This is a genomic window from Nitrospirillum guanabarense (assembly GCF_034653355.1).
Taxonomy (GTDB): Bacteria; Pseudomonadota; Alphaproteobacteria; order Azospirillales; family Azospirillaceae; genus Nitrospirillum.
In genome coordinates this window covers 748000-767891 of sequence record NZ_JAYEER010000001.1, presented here as the reverse complement: position 1 = coordinate 767891, position 19892 = coordinate 748000, and the positions used below count along the sequence as shown (strand labels likewise).

Sequence of the window (19892 nt, the reverse complement as noted above, 5' to 3'; positions counted from 1 at the left end):
GCGGTCGGACGGGGATTTGGGAAGGGGCTTGGATGAGGGAGGTTTGTATACCGGGGGCGGCGGTCAACAGCGTCAACGCCGCATCGGCGCTGCTCACCTTCGCGCCGGTGCCGCTGGTGATGATCCTCGCCGCCAAGCTGGTGGATAAGCCGTACCGCGTCGTGTGGCCGCAACCGCTGGCGGCGGCCTTCGTCTGGCCGGGCTGGGCGTCTACCGCATCGACGGGGTGAATGGCGTCGGCCTGGCGCTTTTCCTGCCCTTGGCCGAACTGGTGCTGGTCGCGCTGGCGGAAGAGGCGGTGTTCCGCGGCATCGTGTTCGGTGTGACCGAGCGGGCCTGGGGCAGCCGCGCCGTCCTCGCCATTTCCGCCCTGCTGTTCGCCTTGGCGCATCTGCCCAACGAGGGCATCTCCGTGCTGGCGGTGGCGGCCGCCTGCGCCTTCGGCCTGCTGCAGGCGGCCATTTACATGAGGACGCGCCGCCTGTGGCTGTGCATCGGCGGCCACGTCGCCTGGAATTACAGCGTGGGCCAGGTGTCCTCGATCCCTGTGTCAGGCCATGCCGTCACGTCCGGCCTGGTGCGGGGGGATCTGGCCGGCGCGCCGTGGCTGACCGGCGGCGCCTTCGGGGTCGAGGGCTCGCTGGTCTCGCTGGTGGTGATCGCCATCGCCGCCCTGGCCTGGCTGCGCCTGGCCTTCAAGCGCCCGGCCGGACGCTTCCGGCACGCCAGCATGAATGTGTGCTCCCCCGTGAAGGGGGAGCACACGAATAAGGCATGACGCTCAGCGCAGGCCGCCGCTGGCGGTCAACCGTTCGCCGGTCAGCCAGCGGGCGTCGTCGGAGGCGAGGAAGACGGCCACGGCCCCGATGTCGTCCGGCCGGCCGATGCGGCCCAGCGGGGTCTGCGCCACGAAGCCCTGTTCAAGCTCGGAACCGATGACCCCGGCGGCATGGGTGCCCTCGGTCTCGACGACGCCCGGATTGATGGCGTTGACCCGGATCTTACGCGGGCCCAGCTCATTGGCCAGAACGCCGGTGATGACGTCCACCGCGCCCTTGGTCCCGGTATAGACGGCCGAGTTCGGCATGAGCACGCTGGTGACGGCGGACGAGATGTTGATGACGCTGCCACCCTCGCCCAGGTGCTTCGCGGCCGCCTGCGTGGTCAGCAGCAGGCCCAGCACGTTGACGTCGAATATGCGGCGGTAATGCGCCTCGGTCACCTCCTCGATGGAGGCGAATTCGTAAACGCCGGAGTTGTTGACCAGGATGTCCAGGCGGCCGAATTCCTTGACCGCGGCGTCGATCAAACCCTGCGCCTGGTCCGCCTTGGCGACATCGCCCTGCACGGCGATGGCCTTGCCGCCAGCCGCCGTGACCGCTTGGACCACCGCGTCCGCGCCGGCCTTGCTCGATGCGTAGTTGACCACCACGGCAGCCCCTTCCGCCGCCAGCGCCTTGGCGATGCCGGCGCCGATACCCTTGGACGCGCCCGTCACCACGGCGACCTTACCGGTAAGCTTTCCCATTTTTTCCATTCCCTTCGATCAAGGCAGCCGCGAAATGGCGGCTTGTCCCATAGTTCGGAATATCGGAACTATTGAACTGGCCATCAACCCCCCACATATTAAAAAAATCATGAGGCCCCTCTTTCACCCCGCGCTTGAAGACGTACGACCGGAAGCGATCCTCCATGCCCTGTCCGATCCGATACGGGCGGCGATCTTCACCCAGATTTCGGGAATGGGCTGCGTCCAGGCATGCTCCGCGTTCGCGGTGGTGGGTGACCGGGTCATCCCCAAATCATCCCTATCCCACCACATCAAGGTGCTGCGCGAGGCCGGCCTGATCCGGTGCGAGCGGCACGGCGTGGAGATGCGCAACCATTCGCGCTGTTCCGAGGTGGATCAGCGCTTCCCGGGCCTTCTGTCGGCGATCTTGGGCGCCTACGCGCTGGCGGGGGCATGAAGATCGCCGCCACCGCTGGCGCGCATCCTCCAACATCATCGCCGCCACCCGCTCCGCGACCATCATGGTGGGTGAGGTGGTGTTGCCCCGGGGTCATGCGCGGCATGACGGCGGCGTCGGCCAGGCGCGGGCTGTCCACCGCCACGCGCCTGGATGCCTCCCCGGCCGATGGGGCGCGCTTCCCGGTGTTGCTGACAATGAAGCTGATCTTCATCGCCTCGCCGGCCTTGGTGCCGGACAAGTCACCTCACTCCGCCACCGCGGCCGTGTCCGCCAGGCCGGCGCTGGCCACCTCGCGTTCGGCCTGCAGGAAGCCGTAGGTGGGCACGATCTCGTCCGTGCGGTCGGAGATGGCGTCCCAGTTGGCCACAACCTGTTTCCCCGCGCCCTCGCCGGCGCCAATGTAGCGGCCGGTGGACAGGGTGACGCTGGCGCGGGCGAAGTGGCCGGCGCCGGCGCACAGGATGGCGCGGGTGGGGGCGTCGTCGCCGGTCAGGGCCAGCAGGCCGGGGCTGACCAGGGCCGGATCCAGCAGGTCCAGGCTGGTGCCGGGCAGCACGCCGTGGGTCATCTGGGTGGCGGCGGTGGGGGCCAGGCAGTTAACCCGGATGCCGTACTTCTCGCCCTCGATGGCCAGGGTCTGCATCAGGCCGACCAGGGCCATCTTGGCGGCGCCGTAGTTGGCCTGGCCGAAGTTGCCGTAGAGGCCGGAGGACGACGTGGTCATGACGATGCGGCCGTGGCGCTGCGCCCGCATGATGTCCCACACCGCCTTGCTGCAGATGGCCGCCCCCATCAGGTGGACGTCCACCACCAGGCGGAAATCGTCCAGTGTCATCTTGGCGAAGCTCTTGTCCCGCAGGATGCCGGCGTTGTTCACCAGGATGTCGACGCGGCCCCAGGCGTCCATCACCTGCCGCACCATCGCCGCCACCGCCGCCTCGTCGGTCACCGAGGCGGCGATGGCCAGGGCGTGGCCGCCGCGCGTCCGGATTTCGCCCGCCACCGTCTCCGCCGCGGCGGCGCCCAGGTCGTTCACCACCATCTTGGCCCCCTGGCTGGCCAGGTACAGCGCATGCGCCCGCCCCAGGCCGCTGCCGGCCCCGGTGACGATGGCGACATGATCCTCCAGCGGCCGCATTTTTCCCTCTCGCATCTTCCCCTCTCGCATCGTTTTTTCCTCTCGTTAAAAAATTAGCTAACAAGTTAGTGAATATCATGGGTGGGTCGAGCCATGAGGCCGGACGCCTCAACCCTCCTTGGGCTTGCACACCTCCCGCAGGCCGGCGGCCATGAACGCGGCCATGCGCGCCTTGACCGCCGCGAAGTCGTCGGACTTGCATAAGCCGCCCGACAGCTTGTCGATGCGGCCCGTGCGCGCCAGCGTCAGCAGCAGGGCGCCGGTGACGAAGTGATAGCCCCAGAAGATGTCCTCCTCGGCACAGCCGGGCAGGGCCTTCTTCAGCAGGCCGATCAGGCGCAGCACCACGGGATCGAAGTGCTGGTCCATCAGCTCCGCCCCCCATTCGGGGGTGTTGGCCACCTGCGCGCTCAGCGCCGCGTAGTTCTTCCAACCTTCCCCGCCCTCGATATAGAGGTCGAGATCGGTGTCGAGGAAGGCGTGCAGGGCGCCCTCCACCGTCGGCTTGCCGCCGGTGGAGGCGTCATAGTCGTCCAGCGCCTGGATGCGCCGGGTGCTGGTGACGGCGGCGCGCCGGGCGAACACGGCGTCGAACAGCTTCTTCTTGTCCTCGAAGTAGTAGTTCAGCAGCGTGTGGTGCACGCCCACGCGCTTGGCCACGTCCTTCAGCGTGACGCCGTACAGCCCATGCTTGGAGAAGAGATACTCGGCTTCATCGAGGATCTGTTCCGTCATCTCGGCCCGCTGCTCGGCCTTGGTCGTGCGGCGGCGGGGTTTCGCTTGTTCAGATGCCACGCAGTCTTTCCGTCCTGGCTGTCCGGCGGCGGCCTTTCGTCGGCCGGGCCGCCGGCCGCCTCAACCGTCTCCATAATCGGCCCTCAGGCGGATTTTATCGATCTTGCCGGTCGATGCCAGGGGCATATGCGCCAGGCGCACCACCGCGTCGGGGATCCACCAGGGTGCCACCTTGCCGCGCAGGGGGGCCAGCAGGTCCTCGTCGCTGATCCCCTGGTCGCCGCACAGCTCCACCAGCAGCACAGGACGTTCCCCCCATTTGACGTCCGTCCGGCCGATGACGGCGGCCAGCGACACTTGGGGCAGGGCGCCCACCACCGCCTCGATCTCCGCCGGATTGATCCATTCGCCGCCGGATTTGATCAGATCCTTGGCCCGGCCGGTGATGAACAGGTTGCCGTTCGCGTCGATGCGCGCCAGGTCGCCGGTGACGAACCAGCCGGCGGCGTCGGTGGCGGACTCCTCCTGCCCGAAATAGCGCTGGATGACGGAGGCGCCCCGCACCCGCAGATGGCCCTCGACTTCCCGCTGTTCCGGCAAGGGGTTGCCGTCCGCGTCGGTCAGCAGCAGATCCACGCCCACCGCCGGCCGGCCGGCGATGGCGGCGGCCCGCGACGGGTCGCCCGGCGGCGTCACCGTGCCGGAGGGCGACATCTCCGTCATGCCCCAGCTGGTCTGGACGGTGACGCCCAGGCGGCTTTCGATGCGCTGCATCAGGGCCGGGGCCAGTGGCGCCCCGCCCACCAGGATACGCGTCAGGGTGGGCAGTTCGATGCCGGTGGTCTCCACATGCTCCACCAAGCCCAGCCAGACGGTGGGCACGCCGACCGCCACGGTCACCCCTTCCGCCGCGATCAGCCGTGCCAGGCTGGCGCCATCGGCATGCCGGCCGGGCAGCACCAGCTTGGCCCCCACCGCCGGCGCCGCGAAGGGCAGGCCCCAGGCGTTGGCGTGGAACATGGGTACCACGGCCAGCACGCTGTCGGTGCCGGAAAAGGCCATGACGTCGGCCTGCAGGATGCGCAGGGTGTGCAGGAAGCTGGACCGGTGGGTGTAGGTGACGCCCTTGGGCGCGCCGGTGGTGCCGGAGGTGAAGCACAGGCCGGACGGCGCGTCCTCGGGGAACTCGCCCCAGGCGACGTTGGCTGGCGCCCCGGCGATCAGGGGTTCCAGCGCGGCGGCGGGGGGCGCCTCTTCCGGCCAGGCGGCGTCATCCACCCCACCGTCGATGACCAGCACGTGTTCCAGCCTCGGCGCTTGGTCCGCGATGCGCCGGGCCAGGGGCAGCAGGTCGGCGCTGGCCACCAGCACGCGGGCGTCGGACCGGCACGACCATGGCGGCCAATTGAGCGCCCGTCAGGCGCGGGTTCAGGGTATGGCAGACGGCGCCCAAGCCCATGATGGCGTACCAGGCCTCCACGTGCGCCTGCGTGTTCCAGGCCAGGGTGGCGACGCGGTCGCCCTGGCGCACGCCGAAGCCGGCCAGCAGACCGGAAACGGCCAGGCTGCGCGTTCTGAGGTCGGCGTAACCGATGCGGTCGCGGCCGTGCTCGCGCGCTGTGACCACCTCGGCGTGGGGGTGCCACTTGGCGGCATGGTGCAGGAACTTGTCCAGCGTCAGGGCGTAGTCCTGCATGGCACCGTCCATCATAGGCAGGTCGATCATCGGCATCCCGCCACCTTCGCCAGGACGGGGGAGATGATGCCGGTGTTCCAGTTCCAGGGCTGGTCGCCGGCGGCCCAGCGCCGGCACATCGCCGCCTCCTGCAAATCGTAGCTACCGGGCGGCGGATGGGTGGCCGGCTCGGGCGTGGCCGCGAAGTGCATGTAGGCGGCGTCGGCGTCATAGCGCGGCCAAGCCGGCTGGCCAGCGGCGGCGGGCGTGCCCGTCTTGGCGAACGACGACCAGTAGCCCGCCATGGCGGCGGAGAGGCGCCGTTCCTCCGCCGTGTCCGGCACCTTGGGCCAGAAGGGCGGCGTGGCATCCACCGTGCCGAAGACATAGGGGATTTCCGAGGCGTGGAAGCCGTGCAGGCCCTTGTCGTCCGCGGCGGGATAGCCGTGGTCGAAATAATAGAGGAAGGCCGGTTGGCCCAGCGCCGTCTGCTTCACCGCCAGCCGTTCCGCCGTCCAGGCGTACATGGCGTCACGGGTGTTGGCCAGGATGCTCTCGCCCAGGTCACTGCTGGGGTACAGCTTCAGGTAATCGTCCGCCATGTCGCCATAGCGGGCGCGGATGGTCGCCTCATAGGTCGCGGCATCAGCCGGCGGCGGCGGGGCCAGGAAACGCAGGGAACGGATCTCGCCGCTGTTGAAGCCGGCCATCAGCGGCACGGGCGCCTGCTCCTGGCGGTCGAACACCTCCACCAGCTGGCGGGGCAGGGTGCGGCCGTCGATGGTGCCGAAAGGGGCGTAGCCGGCCTTGGCGGCGGCGGTGGTCAGGGCCTCCGCCTCCATGGCCCGCAGCGCCGCGATGTCGGCCGCGCCCAGCGCCGTGGCGACATGGGCGCCGATGGCCTCCGCCGCCTGCTCGCCATGGCGGGGGGCCTTCAGCTCGGGCGTGGAGATCATGTAGGCGCTCTGGGCGATGGCCTTGTGGAACAGGCCACGCGCCGGCGGAGCCGCCATCAGGTACATGACGCTGAGGCCGCCGGCCGACTCCCCGGCGATGGTGACGTTGCCGGCGTCGCCGCCGAAGGCGCCGATGTTGCGCCGGACCCAGCGCAGAGACGCGATCTGATCCAGCAGGCCATAGTTGCCGGAGACGCCGTCCGGCAATTCCGCGCTCAAGGCGGGATGGGCCAGATAGCCCAGCACGCCCAGGCGATAGTTGATGGAGACGACGACCACGCCCTGCGCCGCCAGCTTGGCACCGTCGTACAGGGATTTGCTGCTGGCGCCGCCGACCAGGGCGCCGCCGTGGATCCACACCAGCACGGGCACCTTCTTGGCACCCCTGGGCGCCCAAACGTTCAGGGTCAGGCAGTCCTCCGCCATCTTGGCTGGCGGGTCGGCGTAAAGGCTGCCGGGGCGGGGAGCGGGCTGCACGCAGGCGGCGCCATACTCCCGCGCCGGGCGCACGCCGGCCCAGGCCGGCAGCTCCGCCGGGGGCCTCCAGCGCAGCGGCCCCACCGGTGGCTGGGCATAGGGGATACCCTTGAAGACGTCCAGGTCGCCGACCGTCCGCCCCTCCACGGCGCCGGCCGGCGCCCGCACCACCGGATCGACGGCGGCCAAGGCGCCGCCGGCCAGCAGCAGGGCGGCGGCGCAGACGCCCTGGCGTAAAAGGGCCTGGCGTAAAAAGATAGGCATCACAAGTCTCCAGTCCGGGTCGCTTCGGTCCGCAGCGCCCGCGCCAAGGCCAGGAACAGCAGGACCGCCAAGCCGTAGAACGGCACCAGCGTGTAGAAAGCGAGTTGCAGGAAGTTCCGGGGGTCGCTGGCGCGCAGCAGGTCGCTGACGGCGCCCAGGTATGTCGGCCCCAGGCCCAGGCCGATCAGGTTCATGACCAGCAGCAGCAGGGCGCCGGACAGCACGCGCTGGTCCGGCCGCACCTCCTGTTGCACCAGGGTCACGGCCGGGGACAGGTAAAAGTAGTTGAGGAAGGTGGGGCCGATCAGGAACAGCAGGGCCAGGGGCCAGCTGGGCGCCCAGACGAAGCCGATGAAGAAGGGCACCGCCGCGCACAGGGCCAGCGCGGGTATCAGGGCGTAGCTCTGCTTGGCCCGCGTCCCGAACCGGTCGATCAACCGGCCGGAAACGTACATGCCGGCGCTGACGCCGATACCGATCAGCGGGGCGTAGTAGACCGCCACCTGGGTCAGCGCCATGCCCTTTTCCCGCATCAGGAACAGGGTGGTGAAGTTCAGCAGGGCGTAGGTGACGAACTGGGTGGCGCCGGTGGCCAGCGCCGTCAGCAGCAGCGCGGGGCGGGTGAAGAACATCACCACCGTCTCCCGGAATCCCGCCTTGGGCAGGGGTGCCGCCACCGGCGGGTCGGCGGGTGCGATGTCCAGCCCGCCGCGCCGCGGCTCCCGCACCAGCAGGATGACCGCCAGGGCGGCGAGGACACCCACGGCACCCAGCAGCTGGAAGGCGCTGCGCCAGCTGTACGCGGCGGCGATGGCGGCGCCGAAGGCCACGCCCAGGGCCTGGCCCAGGGGCGGCCCGAAATTATAGAGGCCCAGCGCCGTGCCGCGCCGTCCAGGCGGGAAATAGTCGGTGATGATGGCGTAGGAGGGCGGCACGCCCCCGGCTTCCCCGACCCCCACCGCCATGCGCGCCGCCACCAGCTGGGGGTAGGCCGAGGCCATGCCGCAGGCAATGGTGGCGGCGCTCCACAAGGCGCAGGCGATCGACAGCACCCGCACCCGGTTGGTGCGATCCGCCAGCCAGGCCACGGGGATGGAGATGAAGCAATAGAAGACCGCGAAATACAGGCCGCTGATCAGGCCCAGCTGGCCATCGGTGATGCCCAGGTCATCCTGGATGGGCTTGGCCAGGATGGACAGCAGCTGCCGGTCCAGGAAGTTGAGGACGTAGACGAAACACAGCATGCCCAGCACAAACCACGCCCGCCCCGCCGGCGGCGCGGGGAGCGCCGCCGGGGAAAACGTGGTTGAAGGTGGCGCGTCGGGCGCGGGAAGCGGTTCGGACACGGCCATCGCTCACAGCCCATAGGTCAGGCGGATGCCTGCGGTGCGCGGGCGCATGGTGCCGTAGCGGTTGGCCAGGAAGGCTTCGGGGTGGATGTAGGTGATGGAATGGTCGTCCAACAGGTTTTCGACATAGGCCGTGGCCGTCCATTCGTCCCGCGCCACGCTGAATGTCATGTTCACGTTCTGGTAGCTGTCGGTGTAGCCGTAGGTGGGGTTCATGGTGGTTGGCTGCCCCGGCACGTGCGGGAACTCGCTGGGGAAGGATCCCACGTGCTGCAGGTTGACGGCGAAGTTGCCCAGCATGTCCGGCGTCAGGTCGAAGGTGTATTGGGCGAACACCGATCCCTGCCACTTGGGGAAGGATAGGCGCGCACCCAACACCGCGCCCGAAATGGCGGCCTCCGCGGCGCTCAGCTTGGTCACGCGGCTATCGTTGTAGGAGGCGTTGAAGCCCAGGGTCAGGCCGGTCACCGGCATGGCGGCGATCTCCACCTCCACGCCCTTGCTTTGCGCCGCGCCGATGTTGGTGGCGAACTGCACGCTGTCCGACACGCGATTGGCCTGCACCTGGATGTTGCTCCAGTCGATCAGGTACATGGCCAGGTTGGCCGTCAGCTCCCCGCCGAACCAGCGGCTCTTGGCGCCAATCTCATAGTTGGTGAGGTCGTCGGAATCCGCCCCGTTGGGGATGATCAGGTCCTTGGCGTTGACCACGCTGGCCCGGCCGCCATAGGCGTTGACCACGGGGGCGCGGAAGCCGGTGGCGATGGTGGCGTAGGTCGTCAGCTCGGGGATGGGCTTGAATGAGGCGCTGACCTTGTAGGATGGCTGGCTGCCTTCCGCCTTCACGCCGGTGGCCGGCGCCACGGAGGTGATGGTCAACGGCCCCGGTATGCCGGAGAGCGCGTTCACCAGGTAGTTGGAGTTGTAGCCGCCCTGGGTGAAGGCCTGGGCGTCGGTGCTGCCGTAGCGTAGGCCGCCGGTCAGCCAGAACTGGTCCGTGAAATGGTAGCTGATCTCGCCGAAGCCGGCCAGTTCGTGTGAATTCGCGTAGGTGTAGTTGCGTTGGTAGTATTGGTCCGGCACCCCGGTCATGCCGTGGGCCTTCAGGTAGGCCAGGGACGAGCGGTAGAGGTAGTCCACGTCCAGGCGGCGGTCCAGGTAGAAGGTGCCGATGGTCCAGTCCCACTTGCCGCCCGGGTCGGACGACAGCCGCGCCTCCTCCACGAAGGTGTTCTGGAAGGCGGAGGCGTCCAGGCCGAAGGGGATGGTGCCGGCGAAAGTGCCGGCCAGGTCGACGAAGAACTTCTGGTCGAATTCCGACCAGGTGGTCGAACTGGTGAAATGGCCGAAATCGAACTGGTAGTCGATGGTGCCGTTGCCGGTGGCCAGCTTGCCGGTGAACAGGTCGGGCTCATTTGAGTTGCGTTTGTCCCGGCCCAGCCTGGTGTCGACCAGCGCGCTGTCGTGGGGATTGCTGTCCTCATACGACGCCAGCAGCTTGACCTGCAGCCGGTCCGTCGCCTTCCACAGCAGGCTCATGCGCCCGCCATCGTCGATCAGGGTGTTGGAGTTGTGGACGCCCGTGCCGATGTTGTCGACGTAGCCTTCCTCATGCCGGTGGAAGCCCACGACGCGCAGGGCCAGCTTATCCTCCACCAGGGGCACGTTGACCATGGCGTTATAGCGCTGGCGCCAGGAGTCCGACCCCGTCAGGCCGATGTCGACCAGGGCGCTGGTGTCGTATTTCTGCAGGTCCGGGCTTTTCAGCAGGATGCGCAGCGCACCGGACAGGGAGCCGGAACCGAACAGCGTGCCCTGAGGCCCGCGCAGGAACTCCACCCGTTCCACATCGAACAGGTTGGGGTCGATGACCGTGGTGTTGCCGATGGTGGAGATGGGCAACTCGTCGATATAGATGGCGACGGTGCTCTGCAGGTTGGCGCCATAGCCGTTGGTGGCGATGCCCCGCGCCGTGAAGTTGTTGAAGTTGGCGGTGGGCTTGTTCAGCACCACGCCCGGCGTCTCCCGCGCCAACCCCTCGTAACCGACGATGCCCTGCTTGGTCATTTCCTCCTGCGAAAAGGCGGTGACGCTCAGCGGCACGTCCTGCAGGCGCTCCGGCCGGCGGGTGGCGGTGACGACGATTTCCTGAAGGCTGTCGACGGCCGGCTGGTCGGCCCTGCCAGCCGGTGCCGCGCTGGCCGCCGGAGCGGCCTGTTGCGCCAGCGTCGGCGCGGAAATGGTGAACAGCGTAACCGCGCAAGCGGACGCGAGTAGCCTGGCCCTCATGGACGCTCTCCCTCCCCAAGATCGCCGATCACATGCCGGCGTGTGTCGGCACCATGGGGCAGGCTCGGGGCAAAGTCAATATTCACTCTCATGTGTGTGAATATCTATGCGGCGCACCTTGGCCTGGGTGACCCGCATCCGGGGCGGCTTAGGTGTGCCAGTCCTCGACGATCATCCGCGCCGCCCGCTCCGCGATCATCATGGTGGGCGAGGCCGTGTTGCCCGAGGTGATGCGCGGCATGACCGAGGCGTCGGCCACGCGCAGGCCTTGCACCCCGATGACCCGCAGTCGGGCGTCGGTGACGGCCAGGGCGTCGTCGGGCGTTCCCATGCGGGCGGTGCCCACGGGGTGGAAGATGGTCGTGCCCACGTCGCCGGCGGCGCGCGCGATGTCCGCGTCGCTCCGCAAGTGGGTGCCGGGCTTGTATTCCTCAGGGTGAAAGGCCGCCAGCGCCGGGGCCTGGGCGATGCGGCGGGCCAGGCGCAGGCTGTCCACCGCCACCCGCCTGTCCTCTTCCGTGGCCAGGTAGTTGGGCTGGATGACGGGGGCGTCGCCGGCGTCGGGGCTGCGGGCGTGGATGCCGCCCCGACTGGTGGGGCGCAGGTTGCAGACGCTGGCGGTGAAGGCGCCGAAGGAGTGCAGGGCGTCGCCGAACTTGTCCAGCGACAGGGGCTGGATGTGGAATTGCAGGTTGGGGGTGGCGTATTCCGGCCCGCTGCGGGTGAAGGCGCCCAGTTGCGACGGCGCCATGGTCAGTGGCCCCCGCCGGCGCAGGGCATAGTCCAAGCCCATCCACGCCCGGCGGGGCAGGGATTTGTACAGCAGGTTCATGGTGGGCACGCCCGTCACCTTGAAGATGGGGCGCAGTTGCAGGTGATCCTGCAGGTTCTCGCCCACCCCTGGCCGGTCGGCCACGACCGCCACCCCCAGATCGCGCAGCCGTTGGCCGGCGCCGATGCCGGAACGTTCCAGCAAGGCGGGCGTGGCCACGGCGCCGGTGGCCACCACCACCTCCCGCCGCGCCGCCAGGGTGCGGATGCCATCCGGGGTGCGCAGACGCACGCCGGTGGCGTGCGTGCCCTCGAACACCAGGCGGTCGGCCAGGGCGCCGGTGATGACGGTCAGGTTGGGGCGGTGGCGGACGGGGTCGAGGAAGGCGCGGGCCGCGCTCCAGCGCCGGCCGCCCTTCTGGTTCACCTGAAAATAGCCGCAGCCCTCATTGTCGCCCCGGTTGAAATCCTCGGTGCGGGGGATGCCGCATTGCTCGGCGGCGTCGATGACGGCGTCCAGCAGGGCCCAGCGGACGCGGGGATGGTCGACATGCCATTCGCCGCCGGCCCCGTGGAACAGGCTGCCGCCTGCCACATGGTCCTCCTGCGCCAGGAAGATGGGCAGCACGTCCTCCCACCCCCAGCCCTGCAACCCCATCTGGCGCCAACTGTCATAGTCGGCGGCCTGGCCGCGCATGTAGATCATGGCGTTGATGGCGGAACAGCCGCCCAGCACCTTGCCGCGCGGATAGGCCAGGCTGCGGCCGTTCAATCCTGGCACCGCCTCGGTCCTGAACATCCAGTCGGCGCGGGGATTGCCGATGGCGAACAGATAGCCGACGGGGATGTGGAACCAGATCCAGTCGTCCTTGCCGCCGGCCTCCACCAGGGCCACGCGCACGGCCGGGTCGGCCGACAGCCGGTTGGCCAGCACGCACCCGGCCGAACCCGCGCCCACGACGACGTAGTCGAAGATGTCGGCTTGTGCGGCGGCGGACATGAGGCGTTCTCCCAGGCGGCTGTTTTGCCGCCAGTGTCGGCCCCAGGGGTGGGGCCTGGCAAGCGCCGGGGCGACTTGCCAGGCGATCCCGTCACGGCTTCAGGGTCTGGGCCTTCAGCGTCACGGTCTGTTTCTCCCCCAGGCTCAGGGCGTCGCTGCCCAGGGCCACGGTGTAACTGCCGGCCGCCACCTTCCATTCATGGGCCTGGGCGTCGAAATCGGCCAGCAGGCGCGGGTCGACGCTGACACTGACCGTCTTCTTCTCGCCCGGCTTCAGGTCCACCCGGCCAAAGCCCAGCAGGCGGGTGCGGCTGCCCTGCGGGCCCGACACCAGATAGACCTGCCCCACGTCCTGGCCGCCGCGCTTGCCGGTGTTGGTGACGGTGAAGCTGATCTTCATCGCCTCACCGGCCTTGGTGCCGGCCGATGCCTTCAGCCCGCCTTGCGCGAAGGTGGTGTAGCTGAGGCCGTAGCCGAAGGGGAACAGGGGCGTGAGGCCCTTGGCCGCGTACCAGCGGTAGCCCACGTCCGACTTCTCCGGATAATGGGCGTCGATCAGCTTGGTGCGGTCGCGCTCATAGAAGCCGGCCAGCACCGGGCTGGGCAGCTGGCTCTCGTCCTTGGGGAAGGTGATGGGCAGGTGGCCCGAGGGGTTCACGTCGCCGAACAGCACGTTGGCGATGGCCTGGCCGCCGCGTGTGCCGGGGTACCAAGCCTCCACCACGCCCGCGACCTTGTCCAGCCAGGGCATGGCGACGGGGCCGCCCGTCTCCAGCACCACGATGGTGTTGGGATTGGCGGCGGCCACGGCGGCGATGACGGCGTCCTGGCCCTGGGGCAGGCTGAGATCCGGCACGTCCTGGCCTTCGATGTTCCATTGCGTGGCGAAGACGATGGCGATGTCCGCGTCCTTGGCGGCGGCCACGCTTTCGCTGACGTAGCGGCCATCGGCGAAGAACACGTTGTCCTTGCCGGCCTTGTCCTCGATGGCCTTCAGCGGCGCATCGGGCTGGTAGACGGCATCGGAGATGTGGACCAGTTCACCGGTGCCGCCGATGTGGACAAAGGCGCCGTTCTTGTAGTCATGGTTGGGCCCGTCGGCCGCCAGCACCTGGGATGAGCCGCCGCCCGACAGCACGCCAACATCCGCCAGGCCGCCGATGACGGCGATGCGCTTGCCCTTGGCGAAGGGCAGCACGTCACCCTTGTTCTTCAGCAGCACGATGCCCTGTTCGGCGACCGTGCGGGTGATGTCGGCGTGGGCCTGGAAGTCGATGGGGCCGGTGGGCGCTTTCACGTCGAACACGCCGGTGGCGAAGAGGGAACGCAGGATGCGCCGCACCATGTCCGACACGCGGGCCGCCGGGATCTGGCCGCCCTCGACCGCCGCCTTCAGCGGCTTATCGAAGAACACCTCCTTGTCGATCTGCTCGCCCGATTGCTGGTCCAGGCCGTTGGTGACGGCGCTCAAGGCCGGGGTGGCGCCCCAGTCGGACATGACCCAGCCGGGATAGGCCCAGTCACCCTTCAGCACCTTGTTCAGCAGGAAGTCGCTGTCGCAGGCCCAGGGGCCATTGACGCGGTTGTATGAACACATGACCGAGCCGGGCTTGCCCGCCTCGATGGCGAACTGAAAGGCCAGCAGGTCGCTTTCGCGCAGCGGCGCCTCATCGATCACGGCACTCACGGCGCGGCGGCTCGATTCCTGGCTGTTGATGGCGAAGTGCTTCACCGTCGCCACGATGTGCTGGTCCTGGGTGCCGCGGATGGCCTGGCCCGCCAGCGTTCCGGCCAGCAGGGGGTCCTCGCCCAGATATTCGAAGTTGCGGCCGTTCCGCGCCTCGCGCGTCAGGTTCACCCCGCCGCCCAGCAGGACGTTGAAGCCCTTGCGCGTCGCCTCGTCACCCACCATGGCGCCACCCTGGTAGGCCAGTTCCGGGCTCCACGTCGCGGCGATGGCCAGGCCGGCGGGCAGGCCGGTGGCGCCGTCGGGGCGCAGGCGGTGGGGGGTGGCCACACCCAAGCTGGCGTCCGTCTCGCGCAGTGCCGGGATGCCCAGGCGCGGCACGCCGGGGATGTAGCCGGCGGACCAGACGACGCCGTCCGGCAGGCCCTCGATCTTGTAGGGCAGGGCCATGATGCCGTGCAGCATGCCGATGCGCTCATCCAGGGTCAGCTGGCTTTCCAGCAGGCGCGCCCGTTCATCCGGCGACAGCTTGGTGTTCATCCACGGCCCCGGCACCGACGGGGTGGGCGGCACGGCAGCGGCGGTCGCCCGCGCCGACATCTCGGCCTCCAGCGCGATCTGGGCGTGGGCCGGCGAGGTCAGCACGCCCCCAATCATCAGCGCACTGAGGGCGGCACCAGCGGCAAGGCGGCGGGTGAAGGCACGGGGAATGGAAGGCAGGCAGGACCCAAACGGCGCATGGGGCACGAACGTCTACTCCCTAGTTTTATTGCCGCCGGAAGGGGCCCGACGGGGCATATGACAACCTTGTCATATGGCGGGCACTCTAGGGTTTGGCCCGGACTGGCGCAACCGGTTTTGTGCGGCCCTGGCGGCAAGGCCGGATGGCTGATGGCCGAATGCGCGTCTAGGCCGCCGATGCGGCCCTGGGTTTGGCTGGAGCAAAATTGCTGTGAGGAGGAAGACGATGGCCGAGATCAAGACATCCGCCGGCACCACCATCCATATCGATGCCGGCGGCATCAGCACCCTGGTTGGGGGTCCATCCGGGACGGCGCTGGGCGGCTTGGCGGAAGGGGTGACGACGGCGGAGGCGCCGGACGCCCTGCTGGCCCGCCTGGGCCTGGCCCAGGACTTCGCCCGCCTGACGCGGCCGGACGGATCGGCGCTGTGGGTACGGGGGGTGGCCGTGTCGCTGCTGCGCCCGCCTTTGCCCACCGAGATTGTGCCGGGCGGCACGGCCAAGGCGACGCTGCTGGTCGGTGGGAGCCATCAGACAGTGGCCGAGGACGTCGCCAATGTCCTGGCCGCCGTGAACGCCTGCGGGGGAAAATTATAAGGGGTTACTCGGCCGCGTCGGCAAAACGGGCGCGGTAGGCGGCGGGGCTGGTGCGCAGGCGGGCGCGGAAATGGTGGCGCAGGGTGTCGGCGCTGCCGAAGCCGCAGTCGGCCGCCACCTGTTCCAGCGGCAGGGACGTCGCCTCCAGCAGGGTGCGGGCGCGGTTCAGGCGTTCCGTCAGAATCCAATCCTTCGGCGATGTGCCAGTGGCCTCGCGGAAGCGGCGCACCAGGGTACGCTCGCTGATGCGCGCCTGCACGGCCAGGCGGGCCAAGGGCAAGTCCTGGTCCAGGTTGCGGCGGATCCAGTCGAACAGGGCCGACAGGGGGGCGGCCTCATCGGCCAGCGGCGCCTCCACGAACTGGGCCTGGCCGCCGTCGCGATGGGGCGGGATGACCAGGCGGCGGGCCACCTGGTTGGCGATGCGGGCGCCATGGTCGCGGCGCACGATGTGCAGGCACAAGTCCAGGCCGGCGGCGCTGCCGGCTGAGGTCAGCACGGACCCCTCGTCCACATAGAGCACATCGGGCTCCACCCGGATGTCGGGGAAGCGTTCCGCCAGGGCCTGGGCATAACGCCAGTGGGTGGTGGCGCGCTTGCCCGCCAGCACGCCGGCCGCCGCCAGGACGAAGACGCCGGAACAGATGGACACCAGCCGCGCCCCGGCGGCGTGCGCCCGGCGCAGGGCCTCCAGCAGGGCCGGCGGCACCGGGGCGTCCTTGCCGCGCCAGCCGGGGATGATGATGGTGCCGGCGCCGGCCAGATCCTCCAGCCCGCCGTCGGCCAGCACCTGGATGCCGCCCACGGCCCGCAGGGGGCCGGCGTCGGCGGCGCAGACGCGGAACTCGTACCAATCCGCCATCTCCGGCCGGGGCAGGCCGAACACCTCCACCGCCACGCCGAACTCGAACGTGCACAGCCCGTCATAGGCCAGGACGGCCACGGTGCGGTTGCGCGGGGGCGGCGGAGCGGCGGGGGCGGGGCGGCGCAGGGTCATGGGGGTCATGAAACACCGACGCGAAAGGGACGCCAAGGGCACATCGCCGGCGTGGCCGGAAATGCCCGTTTATTGGCGTGGGCGCCAAGGCCTTGCCTGGTGGATATGGTCTTTAGCCATCAAATGCATTACATTGTCATGCAAACTATGAAGGAGGATGCGATGGTCAGCAATGCCTTGGTGCAGACGCGCATTGACGCCGATGTGAAGGAGCGGGCTGCCGCCGTGCTGGAAAGCATGGGGCTGACGGTATCGGATGCCGTGCGTATCCTGCTGACCCGGACCGCCAATGAGGGGGCGCTGCCCTTCCTGCTAGCGGATGGTCCCGCCCACGATGCCTGGTTTCGCGCCAAGGTGCGCCAAGCGCTGGAAGATGCCCGCCCCAGCCTGGAGGAAGAGGAGGTGGAGGCCCGCTTCGCGCAGCGGCGCGCCGCCCTGCGCCGGGTCGCGGGCAACGCGGACGAGGGTGATACGTGAAACTGCGCTGGTCCCCCTGGGCCGTTACGGATCGCGAGCGCATCTTCGACTATCTGGCCGAGCGGAATCCCCAAGCCGCCTTGGTCATGGATGATCGTATCCATGCCGCCGTCCAAGGCTTGAAGGCCTTTCCCGAGAAGGTCGGCCCGGGTGTGTGCCGCCGACACGAGAACTGGTGATCCCCGATACGCCGTGCACTGCCGCGTATCATGTGGAAAAGGGCGTTATCCTCATTCTGCGTGTCCTGCACACGGCGCAGCTTTGGCCGGAGGATTTGCCCTAACCGTTCAGGCTAGGGGGCACTCCTCCAGCGGTACGCGTTGTCAGCCGTGGTCGGCGTCCGGCTGCATCACCGCCAGCTCATTGCCCGAGGGGTCGGTGAACTGGAAACGGCGGCCCCCGGGAAAGCTGAAGGTCGGGCGGACGACGGTGCCGCCGGCGGCGGTCACGGCGGCCAGCGCCGCCTCCAGATCATCCACCTGGATGACGGTAAGGGGAGCCTTGGTCGCCTCCGCCGCGTCGGCCTGCAGGCCGATGTCCACATCACCGGTCATGGTGCAGGCGTAGGTGGGGCCGAAGCCGGTCAGCGACCAGCCGAAGGCCTGTTCGTAAAAGCGCTGCGACGCCGCGATGTCGCGGGTGGGCAGCTCGATGTAGTTGGGGCGGGCCATAGGATCGCGTGCCTTCGTCCTGCGTTTGTCTGGTGGGACCTTCCTAGCCGCGCCGGGTGACAGAAGCTGTCAGCAGGATCGGGCCCCGGGCATCAGCGCCACGACAGGTCGTTGCGGGGTAGGCGCCCTGCGTCGTCGATCACCCGCACCTGATGGGGCGGCATCGGTCCCCAGGTCCAGAAGACGGCATTGATGTCGATGGCGCCGGCGCCGGGGGCGAAGCTGGGCACCACGATGCCGACATGCCCCGCCTGATGCAGCCGCTGCGCAATTCGCCAACTGGCTGGTATCTGGCCCCGGTCGGCCAGATCCTCCCAGGCGCAGGCCAAGTCGGCCCCATCGATGCCATGGGCAGCCCGTTCGGCGGGGTCGGTCAAATCCACGACGCCCGCACAGTCCACTTCATAGGCCACCATCGTCATGGGCTGCGCCTTGAAGGGGAAGGCTTGCTGCGCCTCCAGCCAAGCCGTCTCAAGGCGGCGCGCGGTATAGAGGGCTGGCAGTCCCGGCGGGTTGAAGCGTCCGCCGAACCGGGCGGCCCCGTCGCCAGAGTCCGGCAGGAATGCCCAACGCGGGTTGTGTGCCCGGTAGACCAGGCCCGTCAGCCTCACGCGTAGCCGCCGACGGCGATGCGGCTCAGGTATCGCTTCACCGCCTCGGCCCGGCCTTCCTTCACCAGGTCCTCGGCCGTCTGATCGCCAAAGGATGGGATGGGCTGCGCCCGGTACCAGGCGAAGGCCTGCGGCAGGGAACCCGACCAGGCCAGGATGCGATTGATGATCTCCACCCCGTCGCGCAGCCGGGCCTGGGTGCTGGGCGCGCGCAACCGGCTGGATTTGGAGACGGCGTCGCGGGACAGGCCCATCGCCCCTGCCAGTTCGGTCTTGGTGATGTGCAATTGGGTTGCCAGGCGGTCGGTGGCGACCAAGCCGTCGGACGCCATCACTTCCGCCAGGAAGGCCGCGTGCGGGCCCATGGGCGCCTCATCAATTATCCCTATCCATGGTCATAATATGGGGCAACAGGGGCGTTCGCGCCAGCCCTCTTCCGTTTAGGCGTTGTTTGGCTGGAAATGCCCGCCTATTGGCGGACGCGCCACTGGCGGGAATTCGGACGCCGGGCGAGAAAGGGGCATCACCACCGCCTGACAGGGAATACCGACCATGACCGCCGCCGCCTCAACATCCGCCGGCCCCTCCGTCGTCGCCAAGACGCCAGCCGCCGCCTCCCACGCCGCCGCCGCGCACTTCGAAGCCAAGCTGGCGTTCGAGACCGACTGCGCCGACGTCTGGTACGCCACCCAGCATGAGGTGAAGGACTTCGTGCTGATCGACGTGCGCACCCCGGCCCTGTACGCCGCCGGCCATGTGCCGGGCGCCGTCAACATCCCCACCCGGCAACTGAGTGAGACGCGCCTGGCCGAGTATCCGGCCGGTACCCTGTTCGTCGTCTATTGCGCCGGACCACACTGCAACGGCTCCACCAAGGCGGCGCTGAAGCTGGCGCGCATGGGCCGCCCGGTGAAGGAGATGATCGGCGGCTTGACAGGCTGGATCGACGAGGGCCTGGGCCTGGCGCGCGCCTAAGCCTAAAGGGCCTTGGCCATCTCGGTGGTCGGGCCCCAGCCCGCCTGTTCGTACAGGGGCCGGCCGGCCGCCGTGGCGTGCAGGATGGCATAGGCGACGCCGCGCCGGCGGAACTCCGCCTCCGCCAGATCCATCAGCCGGCGGGCCAGGCCCCGGCGGCGGTGGGTGGGTTCGACATAGACGTTCAGGATATAGCCGCGCCGGTCTTCCCCGGGATGGGCGGGATGGGGCGGCCAGTCGATCTCCATCAGGCCGATGCCGGCCATGGCCGCGCCGTCCGTGTCATCCAGGACGAAGCCGAAATAGCGCCCATCGGCCAGGCGGGGCGCCAGCCAGTCGCGGAAGGGCGTCGCCATGGCCGCGATGGCCTCTTCCGGCCGGCTGAACTCGCGGAACATGGCGGCACGGTGCCGGCACACCAGGTCCAGGTCATTGGGTGTCAGCGGGCGGTCCATCAGATGCATGTGATCCCCCATTTGCACTGGGGATCCTTGTAGGGCCAAGCGCGCGA

At 69.0% G+C, this 19892-nt stretch carries 22 protein-coding genes; 7 read left to right on the top strand and 15 right to left on the bottom strand.

Annotated features, from left to right (window positions below):
* Window positions 1-32 precede the first annotated feature (32 nt).
* Together UAA55_RS03240 and UAA55_RS03235 are read left to right on the top strand one after the other, a co-directional pair.
* Window positions 33-230, top strand: coding sequence for a hypothetical protein (locus UAA55_RS03240; RefSeq protein ID WP_322951228.1), 198 nt, complete (start codon window positions 33-35; stop codon window positions 228-230).
* On the top strand, window positions 164-778 hold the full coding sequence (locus tag UAA55_RS03235) for a CPBP family intramembrane glutamic endopeptidase (RefSeq protein ID WP_322951227.1): 615 nt from the start codon (window positions 164-166) through the stop codon (window positions 776-778). Before UAA55_RS03240 ends, UAA55_RS03235 begins: the two co-directional genes overlap by 67 nt.
* Before the next feature lie 3 nt (window positions 779-781).
* Here the strand turns inward: UAA55_RS03235 and UAA55_RS03230 are convergent, their stop codons facing one another.
* The gene (locus UAA55_RS03230; RefSeq protein WP_322951226.1) at window positions 782-1528 is read right to left on the bottom strand and encodes a glucose 1-dehydrogenase; all 747 of its coding nucleotides are present in this window, start codon (window positions 1526-1528) and stop codon (window positions 782-784) included.
* Here UAA55_RS03230 and UAA55_RS03225 point away from each other — a divergent pair.
* The gene (locus tag UAA55_RS03225) at window positions 1482-1967 is read left to right on the top strand and encodes an ArsR/SmtB family transcription factor (protein ID WP_322951225.1); all 486 of its coding nucleotides are present in this window, start codon (window positions 1482-1484) and stop codon (window positions 1965-1967) included. The genes UAA55_RS03230 and UAA55_RS03225 overlap by 47 nt on opposite strands.
* 247 nt (window positions 1968-2214) lie before the next feature.
* Here UAA55_RS03225 and UAA55_RS03220 read toward each other — a convergent pair whose 3' ends face one another.
* The 9 genes from UAA55_RS03220 to UAA55_RS03180 form a co-directional block, all read right to left on the bottom strand.
* Window positions 2215-3108: an SDR family NAD(P)-dependent oxidoreductase gene (locus UAA55_RS03220; protein WP_322951224.1), complete on the bottom strand. Its 894-nt coding sequence runs from the start codon at window positions 3106-3108 to the stop codon at window positions 2215-2217.
* Between the two features lie 108 nt (window positions 3109-3216).
* Entirely contained in the window at window positions 3217-3903 is a 687-nt protein-coding gene (locus tag UAA55_RS03215; protein WP_322951223.1) for a TetR/AcrR family transcriptional regulator, read from the bottom strand.
* 60 nt (window positions 3904-3963) lie between these two features.
* The gene (locus UAA55_RS03210; RefSeq protein ID WP_322951222.1) at window positions 3964-5214 is read right to left on the bottom strand and encodes an AMP-binding protein; all 1251 of its coding nucleotides are present in this window, start codon (window positions 5212-5214) and stop codon (window positions 3964-3966) included.
* Window positions 5114-5569 carry an AMP-binding protein gene (locus UAA55_RS03205; protein ID WP_322951220.1) on the bottom strand — a complete coding sequence of 152 codons (456 nt, stop codon included), beginning with the start codon at window positions 5567-5569 and terminating at the stop codon, window positions 5114-5116. Before UAA55_RS03205 ends, UAA55_RS03210 begins: the two co-directional genes overlap by 101 nt.
* A complete protein-coding gene (locus UAA55_RS03200) occupies window positions 5566-7215 on the bottom strand; it encodes a carboxylesterase/lipase family protein (protein ID WP_322951219.1) in 1650 nt (549 codons plus the stop codon). The genes UAA55_RS03205 and UAA55_RS03200 overlap by 4 nt, the downstream gene beginning before the upstream one ends.
* Window positions 7215-8459 (bottom strand): spinster family MFS transporter, encoded by a 1245-nt coding sequence (locus UAA55_RS03195; RefSeq protein WP_322951218.1) that lies wholly within the window; start codon window positions 8457-8459, stop codon window positions 7215-7217. Before UAA55_RS03195 ends, UAA55_RS03200 begins: the two co-directional genes overlap by 1 nt.
* A 111-nt stretch (window positions 8460-8570) precedes the next feature.
* Window positions 8571-10853, bottom strand: coding sequence for a TonB-dependent receptor (locus UAA55_RS03190; RefSeq protein ID WP_322951217.1), 2283 nt, complete (start codon window positions 10851-10853; stop codon window positions 8571-8573).
* Window positions 10854-11001: 148 nt separating this feature from the next.
* Window positions 11002-12624 (bottom strand): GMC family oxidoreductase, encoded by a 1623-nt coding sequence (locus UAA55_RS03185; protein WP_322951216.1) that lies wholly within the window; start codon window positions 12622-12624, stop codon window positions 11002-11004.
* A 91-nt stretch (window positions 12625-12715) separates the two neighbouring features.
* The gene (locus UAA55_RS03180) at window positions 12716-15058 is read right to left on the bottom strand and encodes a beta-glucosidase family protein (RefSeq protein WP_322951215.1); all 2343 of its coding nucleotides are present in this window, start codon (window positions 15056-15058) and stop codon (window positions 12716-12718) included.
* Between the two features lie 220 nt (window positions 15059-15278).
* Here UAA55_RS03180 and UAA55_RS03175 point away from each other — a divergent pair, with 220 nt between their 5' ends.
* Entirely contained in the window at window positions 15279-15650 is a 372-nt protein-coding gene (locus UAA55_RS03175; RefSeq protein WP_322951214.1) for a hypothetical protein, read from the top strand.
* Between the two features lie 4 nt (window positions 15651-15654).
* Here the strand turns inward: UAA55_RS03175 and ftrA are convergent, their stop codons facing one another.
* Window positions 15655-16656: a transcriptional regulator FtrA gene (gene ftrA, locus UAA55_RS03170; RefSeq protein WP_416235154.1), complete on the bottom strand. Its 1002-nt coding sequence runs from the start codon at window positions 16654-16656 to the stop codon at window positions 15655-15657.
* Window positions 16657-16809: 153 nt separating this feature from the next.
* Between ftrA and UAA55_RS03165 the strand changes: the two genes are divergently transcribed.
* Window positions 16810-17124, top strand: coding sequence for a type II toxin-antitoxin system RelB/DinJ family antitoxin (locus tag UAA55_RS03165; protein WP_322951213.1), 315 nt, complete (start codon window positions 16810-16812; stop codon window positions 17122-17124).
* Window positions 17121-17303 (top strand): type II toxin-antitoxin system RelE/ParE family toxin, encoded by a 183-nt coding sequence (locus UAA55_RS03160; protein WP_322951212.1) that lies wholly within the window; start codon window positions 17121-17123, stop codon window positions 17301-17303. The genes UAA55_RS03165 and UAA55_RS03160 overlap by 4 nt, the downstream gene beginning before the upstream one ends.
* Before the next feature lie 144 nt (window positions 17304-17447).
* On the opposite strand, the gene UAA55_RS03155 is transcribed toward UAA55_RS03160, so the two are convergent.
* From UAA55_RS03155 to UAA55_RS03145, 3 genes are all read right to left on the bottom strand, one after another.
* Window positions 17448-17795 (bottom strand): VOC family protein, encoded by a 348-nt coding sequence (locus tag UAA55_RS03155; protein WP_322951211.1) that lies wholly within the window; start codon window positions 17793-17795, stop codon window positions 17448-17450.
* 92 nt (window positions 17796-17887) lie between these two features.
* Window positions 17888-18406 carry an RES family NAD+ phosphorylase gene (locus UAA55_RS03150; protein WP_322951210.1) on the bottom strand — a complete coding sequence of 173 codons (519 nt, stop codon included), beginning with the start codon at window positions 18404-18406 and terminating at the stop codon, window positions 17888-17890.
* Window positions 18403-18771: an antitoxin Xre/MbcA/ParS toxin-binding domain-containing protein gene (locus UAA55_RS03145; RefSeq protein ID WP_322951209.1), complete on the bottom strand. Its 369-nt coding sequence runs from the start codon at window positions 18769-18771 to the stop codon at window positions 18403-18405. The genes UAA55_RS03150 and UAA55_RS03145 overlap by 4 nt, the downstream gene beginning before the upstream one ends.
* A 187-nt stretch (window positions 18772-18958) precedes the next feature.
* Here UAA55_RS03145 and UAA55_RS03140 point away from each other — a divergent pair, with 187 nt between their 5' ends.
* Window positions 18959-19381 (top strand): rhodanese-like domain-containing protein, encoded by a 423-nt coding sequence (locus UAA55_RS03140; protein WP_322951208.1) that lies wholly within the window; start codon window positions 18959-18961, stop codon window positions 19379-19381.
* Window positions 19382-19383: 2 nt separating this feature from the next.
* Here UAA55_RS03140 and UAA55_RS03135 read toward each other — a convergent pair whose 3' ends face one another.
* The gene (locus tag UAA55_RS03135) at window positions 19384-19857 is read right to left on the bottom strand and encodes a GNAT family N-acetyltransferase (RefSeq protein WP_322951207.1); all 474 of its coding nucleotides are present in this window, start codon (window positions 19855-19857) and stop codon (window positions 19384-19386) included.
* Window positions 19858-19892: the final 35 nt, after the last annotated feature.